Annotated in this window: 13 protein-coding genes; 11 read left to right on the top strand and 2 right to left on the bottom strand. The window is 63.0% G+C overall.

Going from position 1 to position 13754, the window contains the following annotated elements; genetic code table 11:
* The first annotated feature begins 226 nt into the window (after positions 1-226).
* From ACPS74_RS16545 to ACPS74_RS16520, 6 genes are all read left to right on the top strand, one after another.
* Entirely contained in the window at positions 227-625 is a 399-nt protein-coding gene (locus ACPS74_RS16545; RefSeq protein WP_239754706.1) for a hypothetical protein, read from the top strand.
* A gap of 664 nt (positions 626-1289) precedes the next feature.
* Positions 1290-4928: a vitamin B12-dependent ribonucleotide reductase gene (locus tag ACPS74_RS16540; RefSeq protein ID WP_029651974.1), complete on the top strand. Its 3639-nt coding sequence runs from the start codon at positions 1290-1292 to the stop codon at positions 4926-4928.
* A gap of 72 nt (positions 4929-5000) precedes the next feature.
* Positions 5001-5204 (top strand): hypothetical protein, encoded by a 204-nt coding sequence (locus ACPS74_RS16535; RefSeq protein WP_055725730.1) that lies wholly within the window; start codon positions 5001-5003, stop codon positions 5202-5204.
* A gap of 399 nt (positions 5205-5603) precedes the next feature.
* On the top strand, positions 5604-6176 hold the full coding sequence (locus tag ACPS74_RS16530; protein WP_018407723.1) for a hypothetical protein: 573 nt from the start codon (positions 5604-5606) through the stop codon (positions 6174-6176).
* 84 nt (positions 6177-6260) lie between these two features.
* Positions 6261-6617 (top strand): hypothetical protein, encoded by a 357-nt coding sequence (locus ACPS74_RS16525; RefSeq protein WP_239754708.1) that lies wholly within the window; start codon positions 6261-6263, stop codon positions 6615-6617.
* Between the two features lie 39 nt (positions 6618-6656).
* A complete protein-coding gene (locus ACPS74_RS16520; RefSeq protein ID WP_239754710.1) occupies positions 6657-7133 on the top strand; it encodes a hypothetical protein in 477 nt (158 codons plus the stop codon).
* Here ACPS74_RS16520 and ACPS74_RS16515 read toward each other — a convergent pair.
* Positions 7130-7468, bottom strand: a complete 339-nt coding sequence (locus ACPS74_RS16515; protein WP_202968012.1) for a septal ring lytic transglycosylase RlpA family protein — start codon at positions 7466-7468, stop codon at positions 7130-7132. The genes ACPS74_RS16520 and ACPS74_RS16515 overlap by 4 nt on opposite strands.
* 441 nt (positions 7469-7909) lie before the next feature.
* Between ACPS74_RS16515 and ACPS74_RS16510 the strand changes: the two genes are divergently transcribed.
* The 5 genes from ACPS74_RS16510 (at position 7910) to glyS (ending at position 13210) form a co-directional block, all read left to right on the top strand.
* A complete protein-coding gene (locus tag ACPS74_RS16510; protein ID WP_425622385.1) occupies positions 7910-8521 on the top strand; it encodes a hypothetical protein in 612 nt (203 codons plus the stop codon).
* Positions 8522-8603: 82 nt separating this feature from the next.
* Positions 8604-9029 carry a hypothetical protein gene (locus tag ACPS74_RS16505; protein WP_029648924.1) on the top strand — a complete coding sequence of 142 codons (426 nt, stop codon included), beginning with the start codon at positions 8604-8606 and terminating at the stop codon, positions 9027-9029.
* Between the two features lie 116 nt (positions 9030-9145).
* The gene (gene trxB, locus ACPS74_RS16500; protein WP_029648925.1) at positions 9146-10108 is read left to right on the top strand and encodes a thioredoxin-disulfide reductase; all 963 of its coding nucleotides are present in this window, start codon (positions 9146-9148) and stop codon (positions 10106-10108) included.
* Between the two features lie 77 nt (positions 10109-10185).
* Complete coding sequence (locus tag ACPS74_RS16495; RefSeq protein WP_239754713.1) at positions 10186-10680, top strand: endonuclease domain-containing protein; 495 nt, start codon at positions 10186-10188, stop codon at positions 10678-10680.
* A 55-nt stretch (positions 10681-10735) separates the two neighbouring features.
* Positions 10736-13210 carry a glycine--tRNA ligase subunit beta gene (gene glyS, locus ACPS74_RS16490; protein WP_239754724.1) on the top strand — a complete coding sequence of 825 codons (2475 nt, stop codon included), beginning with the start codon at positions 10736-10738 and terminating at the stop codon, positions 13208-13210.
* A gap of 3 nt (positions 13211-13213) precedes the next feature.
* Here the strand turns inward: glyS and ACPS74_RS16485 are convergent, their stop codons facing one another.
* Positions 13214-13699, bottom strand: a complete 486-nt coding sequence (locus ACPS74_RS16485; protein WP_029651185.1) for a hypothetical protein — start codon at positions 13697-13699, stop codon at positions 13214-13216.
* Positions 13700-13754: the final 55 nt, after the last annotated feature.

The raw sequence follows: 13754 nt of genomic DNA, 5'->3' as shown, positions 1-13754 counted from the left end.
GTGACGCGAGAATTGCTGCTGTGACGCACCAGTTGCGGTTTACACTTGAACGTCTCGCTCCAGGAGTCCGAATGTTCAAATCTCATCTGATCTGCAGCGCGATCTGCGCTTTTGTTTTCGCAACGGTCGCGGCGCAGGCGGAGCCGCTCCCTTCGCTCGGCTGTTACGCGCGCGCCTATGACACGGCGCATCTTTCCGCTCATAAAAAGCAGATCGTCGACAAAGCGTGGCTGTCGATCGAGACGCGAAAAGACACGCCGCCCTATCCCTTTTCGGCGACGCTGCAATTTTCGACGAAGGGGCGCGCCAAGAGAACCTTTTCCACCTTCGGCCCTGCAAGGCGGACCGCGGCGCCCTCTTATGCAACGCGTCGCTTTCCGCCAAGGAAACCGACCGCTGCAAGGCCAAGAACGACGGCGTGCATCATTGCCGGATCGGCTACAGCGAGTCCGGCTCCTTCCGGATCGCCGCGCAGCCCGAGGGCGTGCTCGTGACTGTCGTCGAGCGGCTGGAAATGCCGGGGCCCGATGCGGGCGGGCGCTCCAGCTATCTCTATCTGAGCCCCGACAATGCGGAGAACCACGCCTTTCTGCTCCGGCACGCGGACGCGAAAGCCTGCAAGTAGCGGCGGAGGACAGTCCTCCTCGAGCGATGAGGAGCCATCTTCAGTATGCGCGTAAGAGCCGAGCCCGTTTCTGAAGGCGGGCAGTCCTCGTCCTTCGAGACGCCGCCTTCGGCGGCTCCTCAGGATGAGGACTGCTGGCGCACCGTGAGCTCAAGCGCAATGCGCAGTTAACCAAACGCAACGTCCACCCCCATGCCCTCACCCTGAGGAGCCTGCGATAGCAGGTGTCTCGAAGGGCGAGGGCTGATGCGCGCTGATGCAGCTCAAAAAGTCGCGCTTGCCGAATCTGCGCAGATGCCGGACGCTCGTTCCCGCCTGACTGGAGTTTTCCCCTTTATCCACTAACTTATCCACATGTTGTCGCTTTTTTAATTTTCATCACTATATCTTGACGTCGTCGCAGGACTCACGCAGTCTGGAGGCAACACGCAATGGCGACGCGGCGAACGATCTTTAAGACGTTCGGCGGCTCTCGGCGACAGCCGGACGTGAGCGTTGCTTTGCGTGGGCGTGATCCTCGTTTTCGGCGTGCTTTCAATCGCGGCGTATCCACCCGCCAGCGCGGGGCGCGCGTCTTTCGAGTTCAGAATTGGCAAGAAATTGCGTCGCGGGCCGGCGAACGGCTGCGTGCGGGCGGACGCCTGCGCTTTGAGGGGATGAGACGATGAAAATTGAGCGGCGCTACACCAAGGCGGGCGAATCTCCTTATGCGAACATTCCGTTCCGCACGACGAAGAGCGAGATCCGCAACCCCGACGGCTCGATTGTCTTTTCCCTCGACAATATCGACGTCCCCAACCAGTGGAGCCAGGTCGCGGCCGACGTTCTGGCGCAGAAATATTTCCGCAAGGCCGGCGTGCCGGCGCGCTTGAAGCGCGTCGAGGAGAATTCCGTCCCGTCCTTCCTGTGGCGCTCCGTCGCCGACACGGAAGCGCTCAACGAACTCCCCAAGGACCAGCGCAACGGCTCCGAAATCTCGGCCAAGCAGGTCTTCGACCGTCTCGCCGGCGCCTGGACCTATTGGGGCTGGAAGGGCGGCTATTTCGACGCCGAGGAAGACGCCCAGGCCTTCAGCGACGAGCTTCGCTACATGCTCGCCATGCAGATGGCGGCGCCCAATTCGCCGCAATGGTTCAACACCGGCCTGCACTGGGCCTACGGCGTCGATGGGCCGAGCCAGGGGCATTTCTATGTCGACTACGCCAACGGCAAGATGGTGAAGTCGAAATCGGCCTATGAGCATCCGCAGCCGCACGCCTGCTTCATCCAGTCGATCGCCGACGATCTCGTCAATGACGGCGGCATCATGGATCTCTGGGTGCGCGAGGCGCGGCTGTTCAAATACGGCTCCGGCACCGGCACCAATTTCTCCAAGCTGCGGGGCGAGAAGGAGAAGCTTTCGGGCGGCGGCTCGTCCTCTGGCCTGATGTCCTTCCTCAAGATCGGCGACCGCGCGGCGGGCGCGATCAAATCCGGCGGCACGACGCGGCGCGCGGCGAAAATGGTCGTCGTCGACATCGACCATCCCGACGTCGAAGCCTTCATCGATTGGAAGGTGAAGGAGGAAGAGAAAGTCGCTTCACTCGTCACCGGTTCGAAGATCGTCAAGAAGCATCTGAAGGCGATCATGCGCGCCTGCATGAATTGCGAAGGCCCCGGCGACGATTGCTTCAACCCCGAGATCAATCCGGCGCTGAAGCGCGAGATCAAGCTCGCGCGCAAAAACGACGTGCCGGACAATTACATCAAGCGCGTCATCCAATTCGCCAAGCAGGGCTACAAGGACATTCACTTCGACACCTATGACACGGACTGGGACAGCGAAGCCTATCTCACCGTCTCGGGTCAGAACTCCAACAACTCCGTGCGCGTTACGGACGCGTTCCTGCAGGCGGTCGAGAAGGACGACGACTGGTCCCTCATCAAGCGCCTCGACGGCAAGACGGCGAAGACGCTGAAAGCCCGCGATCTGTGGGAGAAGATCGGCTACGCCGCCTGGGCGTCCGCCGATCCGGGAATCCAGTTCCACACGACGATCAACGACTGGCACACCTGCCCGGCGGGCGGCCCCATCCGCGCGTCCAATCCGTGCTCGGAATATATGTTCCTCGACGACACGGCGTGTAACCTTGCGTCTCTAAACCTGCTTCAGTTCCGTGATCTCGAGACCAAGCGCATCGACGTCGATTCCTACGAGCACGCCGTGCGGCTGTGGACCGTCGTGCTCGAAATCTCGGTGCTGATGGCGCAGTTTCCCTCAAAGGAAATCGCGCAGCTGTCCTACGACTACCGCACGCTGGGCCTCGGCTTCGCCAATGTCGGCGGCCTGTTGATGTCGTCTGGCGTCGCCTATGACAGCGACGCCGGCCGCGCCATCGCCGGCGCGCTGTCGGCGATCATGACAGGCGTCTGCTACGCGACCTCCGCCGAAATGGCCAAGGAGCGCGGCCCCTTCGCGCGCTTCATGGAGAATCGCGAAGCGATGCTGCGGGTCATCCGCAATCATCGCCGCGCCGCGCATGGCGAACGCGTCGGTTATGAGCAGCTCGCGATCACGCCGGTGCCGCTCGACGTCGCCTCCTGCCCCGATCAGCTCTTGGTCGAGCGCGCCGGCGCCGCCTGGGACAAGGCGCTCGCGCAAGGCGAGCTCTACGGCTATCGCAATGCGCAAGTCACCGTCGTCGCGCCGACCGGCACCATCGGCCTGGTGATGGACTGCGACACCACCGGCATCGAGCCCGATTTCGCGCTCGTCAAATTCAAGAAGCTCGCGGGCGGCGGCTATCTCAAGATCGTCAACCGCGCCGTGCCGGAAGGGCTGCGCTCGCTCGGCTATCGCGAGAGCGACATCGCCGAGATCGAGGCCTATGCCGTCGGCCACGCCTCGCTCTCCAACGCGCCCGCGATCAACACCACGAGCCTGCGGGCGAAGGGTTTCACCGACGAGAAGATCGCGGCGGTGGAAGGAGCGCTGCGCAGCGCCTTCGACATCAAATTCGTCTTCAACAAATGGACGCTCGGGCAGGACTTTCTCACCGGCGTGTTGAAAGTCCCAGCGGCCGCGCTCGACGACAAGAACTTCGATCTGCTGACGCATCTGGGGTTCTCGCGCGCCGACATCGACGCCGCGAATGTGCATATCTGCGGCGCGATGACCCTGGAAGGCGCGCCGCATTTGAAGCGCGAGCATTATCCGGTGTTCGACTGCGCCAATCCCTGCGGGCGCACCGGCAAGCGCTATCTTCTGGTCGACTCGCATATCCGCATGATGGCGGCGGCGCAGCCCTTCATCTCGGGCGCGATCAGCAAGACCATCAACATGCCCAATGACGCGTCGATCGAGGATTGCGAACAGGCCTATCTGCTGTCCTGGCGTCTCGGGCTCAAGGCCAACGCGCTCTATCGCGACGGCTCCAAGCTCTCGCAGCCGCTCTCGGCGCAGCTCATCGCCGGCGACGACGACATCGACGCGATGGACGTCGTCGAGGAACTCGTGACCGCCAATATGCCGGCGCGCGCCGCGGCCATCGCCGAACGCATCGTCGAGCGCGTCGTGCATCAGGTGATCCGCGAGCGCGAAAAGCTGCCGAACCGGCGCAAGAGCTACATTCAGAAGGCGACGGTCGGCGGCCACAAGGTCTATCTGCACACGGGCGAATATGAAGACGGGCGCTTAGGCGAAATCTTCATCGACATGCATAAGGAAGGCGCGGCCTTCCGAAGCCTGATGAATAATTTCGCCATCGCGATTTCGCTCGGCCTGCAATATGGCGTGCCGCTCGAGGAATATGTCGACGCCTTCACCTTCACCCGCTTCGAGCCCGCGGGTCCGGTGCAGGGCAATGACGCGATCAAATATGCGACCTCGATCCTCGACTATGTGTTCCGCGAGCTTGCCGTCTCCTATCTCGGCCGCAACGATCTCGCGCATGTCTCGCCCGAAGACGTCGGCCATGACGTGCTCGGCAAGGGCCAGCATGAGGGCAAGGCGCCCGAGACGAATTCCGTAGTCTCGCGCGGTCTCTTACGCTCCAAGACCGACAGGCTGATGGTGGTGCAGGGCGGCGGGGCGGTCGCTTTACGCGAGACGCCGGACGCGGCGCATGAGGCGGACGATCCGACCTCGACGCTCGGCTGGACCGAGCCGACGAAGACTGTCACCGGCGTCGCCGAAAAACGCGCCGAAGCGCGCATGAAAGGCTATGTCGGCGAGGCCTGTCCCGAGTGCGCGAATTTTACGCTGGTGAGGAACGGCACGTGTCTGAAGTGCGAGACGTGTGGGGCGACGACGGGGTGTTCGTGATTCGTCCTCAGCGTCACAGCGGTTATTAATCGGCCGCCAATGACGCGGAACGGAAAGGCGAATTGCGCGCTAATGGCACGGCAAAAAATCGAAAAACTCGGATGGGCGTTCATGGCGAGCGGCCTTGGCGTCCTTTTGCAAACCTTCCATATGATGCAACGTTCAGATGCGTGGTCGTTAGTGGGCGTTTTTCTTTTTGCGTTTGTGATCGGTTGTTTAGTCGGTGCCCGCGAGCTGGATAAATGGATCGATGCGCTGAACGCCAAACCAAATTAACGCGACTCGTCTTGGCTGGATTGCCCAAGTTTAATTGTCACGCCTCTTCGAGGCGCAGTCCTCGTCCTTCGAGGCGCGCCTGCGGCGCTCCTCAGGATGAGGACTGCTTCTGGTGCCTCGAGGGTGAGATCGGAACGCGCGGTCACAATCGGGACGTTCACGCGACGTTGCGCAACATAAGGCGCCTCATCCCTGTAACTTAAACCGTGCGGGATCGGCTAGCATTGCCGCTGCGGTGGCGGACGGGACGCCGGCTCGAAGCACGAGGGGCAACAGTCGGCCACCAGCTTTTCCCCTCCCAACAATTTTCCCTGCCCGTGGCCTCTTGAAGACCGGGCGCGCCGCTCTGTTTAATCAAGAGCGCGGCCGCGCGCGAAATCGCCGCGCAGGAGCAAAAACATGGACGCGAAGAGAGCCACCACCCCCGAAGAACGCCATGAGCTGCGCGAGGTCGTCGGCCTGTTCGACACCGTCGACACGCTGCAGTCGGCGATCGACGATCTTCTCACTGGCGGTTTCGACCGCTCGGAGATCAGCCTACTCGCCGAAGAGGACACAGTGCGCCAAAAGCTCGGCGACACGGATGTGAGCGCCGACGCGCTTGAAGACAGTCCCAGAGCGCCGCGCACGCCATACATCGACAGCGAGTCGCTCAATATCGGCAAGGCCTCGATCGTCGGCGTGCTGTTCTACGTCGGCGTCTTCATTGGCGCGGGAGTCGCCCTTGCCTGGGCGCTGTCGCTGACGAGCGCCATCGCGGTTGGACTTTTGACCGGCGGCGCAGCCGGGGTTTTGGGCCTGCTGGTTTCCAAGCTCGTCGGCGACCGTCAGACCAAATGGGCGCAGTCGCAATTGAAGCATGGCGGACTGCTGCTTTGGGCTCGCGTCTGGAACGAGGAGCGAGAGCGCGCGGCGATGGAAATCATGCAGCGCCACGGCGGCCGCGACGTTCATGCGCATGTGGGGGCATAAGCGCAACCGTCGGTTGTCAACAGCTCGGATCGCTTCTAGCATCGCCTTGTAAGGCCCGCGGCGGATCGGCGGCGGGCGGGTTCCGTGCGTGTCGCCATGCGTGTCGCTGTGCGTGTCCTGGCGGTTTTTATCGTTTTTTGCTTTGGGGTCGTTGCGGCGCAGTCGGCCTTCGCTGGCGCGTGGCTCATGCCGCCCGGAGAGGGACAGGCGATCGTCACCACGACCTTCGCCGACGCGCGCAAAGCCTATGACGCCAGCGGCCGACTGATCCAGACGCCCTCCTATCGCAAGTTCGAGACGCGCCTATACGTCGAGCACGGCCTCTTTGATTGGCTGACGATCGTCGCCGAAGGCGGCTATATGAATTTCTCCGGCGCGGCCGGGCCTTACGACCACCTCAACCTGCTCGTCGAGGAAGCCAAGGCCGGCCTGCCGCTCTAGCTCCAGGGACCGGCGGGCGCGCGCTATGACGGTCTCGGATTGGGCGCGCTCGGCGCCCGCACGCTGCTCTTCACCTGGGGCGATTACATCGTCTCGCTGCAGGCGGGGGTGCGGGCCGCCTCGCCGGCGGCGCGGCGGTTCCTCGATATGCGCGATCCCGTGCAGGCCGACCTGCGGCTGCTCGTCGGACGGCCCTTCGAGCTTTTCGGCTTTCCCGCCTTTGTCGACGCCCAGCTGGGTTATCGGTCGCGCGGACAGAATGGCGACGAGATCCGTGCCGACCTCACCGCTGGGCTACGACCCCTGCCCCCGATCCTGCTTCTCGCCCAAAGCTTCTCCGGCTTTGCGCCGAGAGGCGGCCCGGCGGGCGTCGTCGCCGCGCAGAAATTTCAGTTGAGCGCGGTCTACGACATAACCGCGTCGCTTTCGTTGCAGATCGGCGCGATCGCCGCGCTTGGCGGCGTCAACTCGCCTGCCGAGCGCGGCCTGATCAGCGCATTCTGGTGGCGATATTAGTTGGCGACCTGCTCTACCCTGACATGCGCGACGCCCGCCGATCTAAAGCCGAGGCTGTCGGCGGCCGCGACGGAAACGTCGATCACCCGCCCGCGCGTGAAAGGCCCGCGATCATTCACCGTGACGACGATCGAACGATTATTATGCAAATTGGTCACCCGCACCTTCGATCCGAAGGGCAATGTCCGATGGGCCGCCGTAAGGGCGCCGACATGCGCGCCGCTCGCCGTGCGCCCCCTGTGCGCGTAATAGGACGCTTGGCCAACCCACTCGCCCGCTTGCGTCGCCGTCGGAGCGAGCAGGCTCGCGGCGAAAAGGGCCAGAACTCCGGACATAACTCTTTTCACAACATTCTCCTTTGCAAGGGTCGCAAGCGACTCCGCGGATCTCTGGCCAATATAAATCGCTCGTGACCAAACAATGGCGAGCTTAGAAGCGTCACGCCGCCATCCGCGGAACACTTAAGAGAATGATGGAACCGCGCTTAAACCTACATTGTTCCATTACTGCTTATTATTGTCTTTGATCGTCATGACCGCTTTGCATAAACTTGTCTTTTTGGCTTGCGACATAAGCGCAACACTCCAGGACTATTTTTATCAGGAAGCTCCTTCCCCTGCTCGAGCGTAGAGCGCAGCACTTCTTGAAGTGCGTGCGCCCCGCGCGATTTAGTGACGTTGGGCGGGGTTGGCGGCGAATATTCAGCGCGCCAGGACCGCGCATGAAATTTTCGCCCGCCAGCGCAAACACGTTGAGACCACGATCAGGAGCTGGAAATGTCTCAATCGGTCAAAACGGCGGTCGCGACGGCCGCGTTGGTTTTCGGGTTGCTGGCGCATACGGACATCGCTGAGGCGCAAAGGGGCGGCTTTGGCGGCCGAGGCGGAGGGTTCGGCGGCGGCGGTTTCGGCGGGTTCAGGGGCGGCGGCTTCGGCGGCGGACTTGGCGGCGGACTTGGCGGCTTCAGGGGCGGTGGTTTCGGCGGCGGTTTCCGTGGCGCGGTTCTGCCCGGCGGCGGCTTTAGAGGCGGCTGGGGCGGCGGCGGCTGGCGCGGGCCCGGCTGGGGCGGCGGCTGGCGCGGCGCGGGCTGGGGCGGCGGCTGGCGCGGCGGCGGCTGGGGCAGGCCTGTGGTCGGCGGTTGGGGTGGCGGCTGGGGCTGGCGACGCCCCTGGGCGCGTTCATATTGGCCGTGGTATGGCGCGGGCCTGATCGGAGCCGGGTACGGCTTGGGTTGGGGTTCGTCCTATTATTCCGACATCGGCTACAGCGGCTGCTATCAGCTTCGCAACGTGTGGACCAATTGGGGCTGGCGACCCCAGTGGGTGAACGTCTGCTACAGCGGCTGGGGCGGCGGTTGGGGCGGCTGGAACACCGGCTGGGGCTGGTAGCGCCGATCGCTTCGCGTCAGCATTTTGAGACACGCGCCCTCCCGGTCTGGGAGGGCGTTTTTTCATCGGAGAGGAGCTGGATATGTCTAAAGCAATTAAAGCGGCGGCCGCGACCGGCGCTCTGCTCATTGGCTTAATCGCTCATTCCGGCGCCGCGCAGGCGCAGCGATGGGACGGATGGCATGGCTTCGGCTGGGGCGGCGGCGGCTTCCGCGGCGCGGTGCTGCCCGGCGTCCACTGGGCCGGCCGTTGGGGCGGCCGCGCCGGCCCGGGCCGGCCGGTGGGCTGGGGCGAGCCTTGGGGCTGGAGCTATTACCGCACAGACCTGCCCGCCTATTCGCCGGGATACGGCGCGGGCGTTGGTTGGGGCGAGGTCTGGCCCAGCTACGCCAACGCCGGATATGGCGACTGCTATCAGATCCGCAGAGTGTGGACCCATTGGGGCTGGCGACGCCAATGGATGAACGTCTGCCCGGGCTGGGGCGGCGACGGCGGTTGGGGCTGGTAAGCTCTTCCAATTTTCCGGGAGGCCTTTTGCATTGGCCGCCTGCCCGGCAGCCCGAGCGGTTGCGGCGACGCTGATAATAGCTAGATTGCGGGCTTCGTCACTCGCGAGGCCACCTCATGCCGCATCATGCGCGCGTCATCATCATTGGCTCCGGCCCGGCCGGCTATACGGCGGCGATCTACGCCGCCCGTGCGTTGCTCGAGCCGGTGCTCATCGCCGGTTTCGAGCAGGGCGGTCAGCTCATGATCACGACGGAGGTGGAGAACTACCCCGGTTTCGCCGAGCCGATCCAAGGGCCCTGGCTCATGGAGCAGATGCGCCTGCAGGCCGAACATGTCGGCACGAAGCTCATCTCAGATCATATCGTCGAAGCGCATCTCGACGAGCGGCCGTTCAGGCTCACCGGAGATTCGGGCAAGTCATACACCTGCGACTCGCTCATCATCGCCACCGGCGCCAAGGCGAAATGGCTCGGCCTGCCGAGCGAGGAAAGGTTCAAGGGTTTTGGCGTCTCCGCCTGCGCGACTTGCGACGGGTTTTTCTTTCGCGGCAAGAAAGTACTTGTCGTCGGCGGCGGCAACAGCGCGGTCGAGGAAGCGCTGTATCTTTCAAATCTCGCGTCGCAAGTGACGATCATCCACCGCCGCGACGAATTCCGCAGCGAGCGCGTATTGGTGAAGCGTCTGCTCGCGCAGGAGAATGTCTCGATTCTCTTCAATCACGTGATTGATGAGATCGTCGGCGACGAGAACCCGCTGAGCGTCACCGGCGCGCGCGTCAAGAATGTCGCGACCGGCGCGATCCACACGCTCGCGGCGGACGGCGTCTTCGTCGCCATCGGCCATTCTCCGGCTTCCGAACTGTTCCGTGGCCAATTGACGATCAAACCGTCGGGCTACATCGCCGTCGAGCCAGGAACGACGCGCACCAGCATGCCGGGCGTCTACGCCGCAGGCGACGTCGCCGACGAAGTCTATCGTCAGGCGGTGACAGCGGCGGGCCTCGGCTGCATGGCGGCGCTTGAAGTCGAGAAATTTCTCCTCGATGCGCCGACGTCGGCGGTCAAGGAAATCGCCTGAGATATTGTCGCAATGGGCGTTTGCACTCCCCTCCCCCCGCTTGCGGCGGGGAGGGGCTAGGGGTGGGGGGTCGCGCAATGAACGATAAAACAGATCGTTCAGACCCTCGAACGCCCCCCGCGCGAAAATTGCGCCGCGACGCGACGCCGGCCGAACGGCGGCTCTGGACACAGCTCCGACAACTTGAAATCAAAAATGTTCATTTCCGCCCACAAGCGCCGATCGGCCCCTATTTCGCGGATTTCGCATGTCATCGCACGCGCATCGTCGTCGAGCTAGACGGCGAGCAGCATGGCTTTGACGCTGAAGCGCTGCGCGATGAAAAGCGCACGCGATTTCTTGAGAAAAGCGGCTACCGCGTGCTGCGATTTTGGAATCATGAGATTTTGCGCAATCTTGAAAGCGTTGTGGACACGATCTGCGCCGCGCTCTACCAAACGGGAGAGCGCGCAGAGAAAAAGTGGAGTCCGGTTTTTCGCGTAAAGCGCGCTCTAAACGTTTGGAATCGATCACGTCATCTGCATTTGGGCGCTTCCGCCCAAATGCAGCGTGATCGAGCCCCCCACCCCTAGCCCCTCCCCGCCGCAAGCGGGGGGAGGGGAACGAAGCGCAAGCTGATCCAACGTAATGTCTGATCTCCTTCTCGAACTCTTCTCCGAAGAAATTCCGGCGCGCATGCAGCGGCAGGCGGCTGACGATCTGAAGCGGCTCGTCACCAACGCGCTGGTCGATCGCGGCCTGACCTATGAGGGCGCCGTCGCCTACGTCACGCCGCGCCGTCTCGCGCTGCAAGTGGTCGGCCTGCCTTCGCGCCAGCCCGACATCCGCGAAGAGCGCAAAGGCCCGCGCGTCGGCGCGCCGGAGGCGGCGGTCGCCGGCTTCCTGAAGAGCGCCGGACTCGCCTCGCTCGATCAGGCGACGATCGCGAAGGACAAGAAGGGCGCCGAGTTTTATCTCGCCGTCATCGAGCGCGCCGGCGCCGAGACGATCGACGTTCTGGCTGAGATTCTGCCGGCGATCATCAAGAGCTTTCCCTGGCCGAAATCGATGCGCTGGGGCGCGGCGTCCGAGCGGGGCGATTCACTGCGCTGGGTGCGCCCCCTCCATTCCATCGTGGCTACTTTCGGACCGGAGACTGAATCTCCCGATATCGTCCGCTTCGAGGTCGACGGAATCGCGTCTAGCAATGTGACCCACGGCCATCGTTTCCTGGCGCCGCAGCCCATTCGCGTGAAGCGCTTCGAGGATTATGCGCTCTCGCTCGAGCGCGCCAAAGTCGTCATCGATCCGGCGCGCCGGCGCGACATCATTTTGCATGACGCGAAGGATCTCGCCTTCGCGCAGGGGTTGGAGCTCGTCGAAGACGCCGGCCTTCTCGAAGAAGTCGCGGGACTCGTCGAATGGCCGGTGACGCTTTTGGGCGCATTCGACGAGAGTTTCCTTTCGATTCCACCGGAAGTCATTCGGGCGACGATCCGCGTGAACCAGAAATGTTTCGTGTTGCGCAACCACCCTCCCCTTGAGGGGGAGGGTCGCGCCGAAGGCGCGGGGTGGGGTGACACCCCCTCCCGGCAGGCTTCGCCTGCCGACCTCCCCCCTCAAGGGGGAGGTGAACTCGCGCCTCGCTTCATCCTCGTCTCGAATATCGAAGCCTCGGACGGCGGCGCGACGGTCGTCGCCGGCAATGAGCGCGTCATCGCCGCGCGTCTCTCGGACGCGAAATTCTTCTATGAGACTGATCTCAAAACGAAGCTTGAAGACCGACTGCCAAAGCTGGACGCCATCGTCTTTCACGAAAAGCTGGGGACGCAGGGCGAGCGCGTGAAGCGCATCGCGGCGCTGGCGAAAGAGCTGGCGCCGATCGTCGGCGCCGACGCCTTTCTCGCCGCGCGCGCGGCGACGCTCTGCAAGGCCGATCTCGTTTCCGAAATGGTCGGCGAGTTCCCCGAACTGCAGGGGCTGATGGGCCGCTACTACGCCGCTGCGCAGGGCGAAGACGCCAGCGTCGCCGCGGCGATTGAGGAACATTACAAGCCGCAGGGGCCGGGCGACCGTATCCCGACCGATCCGACATCGATCGCGGTGGCGCTCGCCGACAAGCTCGACACGCTCGTTGGTTTCTGGGCGATCGATGAAAAGCCTACGGGCAGCAAGGACCCCTACGCGCTTCGCCGCGCGGCGTTGGGCGTAATCAGGATCGTGCTGGAAAATGGATTGCGACTAAGCCTCGTAAAGGCTGCCGAACTAGACACTGAAGTATGGTTTGACGCCAAGACCGAGTTTCGAAAGTGGGTTGAGCGTGAAATTGCGCGCTTGTGGGAGGATCACCAAAAGCACCACACACTTTTGGGGGCGAACCTTGAAGCGGTTCTTGATCGCGCGCCTCAAGTCCGACAAGCCTTCAAAAGTGAAATCGGTAAGAGAGACAATACAGATAACGGGTTGCCGCTAGTTCCAGCCCAAGAATTTTTTCGTTTCGAGGCTCCTCGCGTTATTCGGCGAAATGCAATCGACCTCCTCGAATTTTTCGTCGATCGCCTGAAGGTCTACTTGCGCGACAAGGGGGCCAGACACGATCTGATAGATGCGGCGCTCGGGGCTGTTCCGGAGACGGAAGCCCCTAGCCCCTCCCCGCAAGGGGGAGGGGAAGCGCCGCTACAGGACGACCTGCTCATGATCACCCGCAAAGTCGAAGCGCTCGACACATTCCTCTCAACCGACGACGGCAAGAATCTGCTCGCCGGCTATAAGCGCGCCAGCAACATTCTGAAGGCCGAAGAGAAGAAGGACGGGCCGGACGCCTATGCGCATCGCCATGCGCCGAACCTGCGCATCGAGCCGCAGGAGCATAAGCTTGCCGCCGCCATCGCTCGCGCGCGCGAAGAGACCGCCGAACATCTTTCGAAGGAAGATTTCGCCGGCGCCATGCGCGCGCTGTCAAAACTTCGCGAGCCGGTCGACGTCTTCTTCGACGATGTGACGGTCAACGCCGACAACGCCGATCTGCGCTTGAACCGGTTGCGGCTTCTTGCCGAACTGCGCCGCGTGATGATGGGCGTCGCCGATTTCGGCAAGATCGCCGGCGAAAGCGCAACCGCTTAACCGCTAGCCGGGGCAGGCGCTGCAACCCAGCATGCAGGAGATCTGCGCAAAGGGATCATCCGGCGGGTTGGGAACCTGCGCGCAAGCATTGACGCAATCATGGCAAGCGTCGCGCAGGCCAGCCTTTCCCGCCTCAAGCAAGATCGGCGTCACCTTCCGCATGATGGACAGCAACGCGGTCTCCATCCCCTTGAAGAAGGCGGCGAAGGCCTGACCTTCGGGCGAACTCGGATCCTTCATGCGCAGGCGGACATGCGGATAGCTGTCCGCGCCGCACTTCGCATCTCCCAAAACTTCGACGTTTTCGACAAGCGCGATGGGCACGTTAATCCAGACATCCCGCGCGACATCCAGAGCGAACAGAATGGAGTTCTTGTCTGCGCCCGGCTTTGAGACGCCGACAACGGTCAGCGGGAGCAGACAGGCGTCACCGCTCTGGCGTTCCAGGAATTCCGAGGGCGAATAGACGTTCGTGCGGTTGGTCGCCATGATATCCTCCACTAGAAATCAATGAATGCTGACTGAGCTTACTCATACTTAGAGC

Source organism: Methylocystis sp. SB2, from assembly GCF_049817085.1.
Lineage (GTDB): Bacteria > Pseudomonadota > Alphaproteobacteria > Rhizobiales > Beijerinckiaceae > Methylocystis > Methylocystis rosea.
Note: the sequence above shows the minus strand (reverse complement) of the source record. Positions and strands in the feature narration are given on the sequence as shown.

Excerpts from the sequence above, each read along its gene's own strand:
- trxB (WP_029648925.1), top strand. The coding sequence starts at position 9,146 with ATGCCGCATCATGCGCGCGTCATCATCATTGGCTCCGGCCCGGCCGGC.
- ACPS74_RS16540 (WP_029651974.1), top strand. The coding sequence starts at position 1,290 with ATGAAAATTGAGCGGCGCTACACCAAGGCGGGCGAATCTCCTTATGCG.
- ACPS74_RS16530 (WP_018407723.1), top strand. The coding sequence starts at position 5,604 with ATGGACGCGAAGAGAGCCACCACCCCCGAAGAACGCCATGAGCTGCGC.
- ACPS74_RS16510 (WP_425622385.1), top strand. The coding sequence starts at position 7,910 with ATGTCTCAATCGGTCAAAACGGCGGTCGCGACGGCCGCGTTGGTTTTC.
- ACPS74_RS16485 (WP_029651185.1), bottom strand. The coding sequence starts at position 13,699 with ATGGCGACCAACCGCACGAACGTCTATTCGCCCTCGGAATTCCTGGAA.
- ACPS74_RS16515 (WP_202968012.1), bottom strand. The coding sequence starts at position 7,468 with ATGTCCGGAGTTCTGGCCCTTTTCGCCGCGAGCCTGCTCGCTCCGACG.
- ACPS74_RS16495 (WP_239754713.1), top strand. The coding sequence starts at position 10,186 with ATGAACGATAAAACAGATCGTTCAGACCCTCGAACGCCCCCCGCGCGA.
- ACPS74_RS16535 (WP_055725730.1), top strand. The coding sequence starts at position 5,001 with ATGGCACGGCAAAAAATCGAAAAACTCGGATGGGCGTTCATGGCGAGC.
- ACPS74_RS16505 (WP_029648924.1), top strand. The coding sequence starts at position 8,604 with ATGTCTAAAGCAATTAAAGCGGCGGCCGCGACCGGCGCTCTGCTCATT.
- glyS (WP_239754724.1), top strand. The coding sequence starts at position 10,736 with ATGTCTGATCTCCTTCTCGAACTCTTCTCCGAAGAAATTCCGGCGCGC.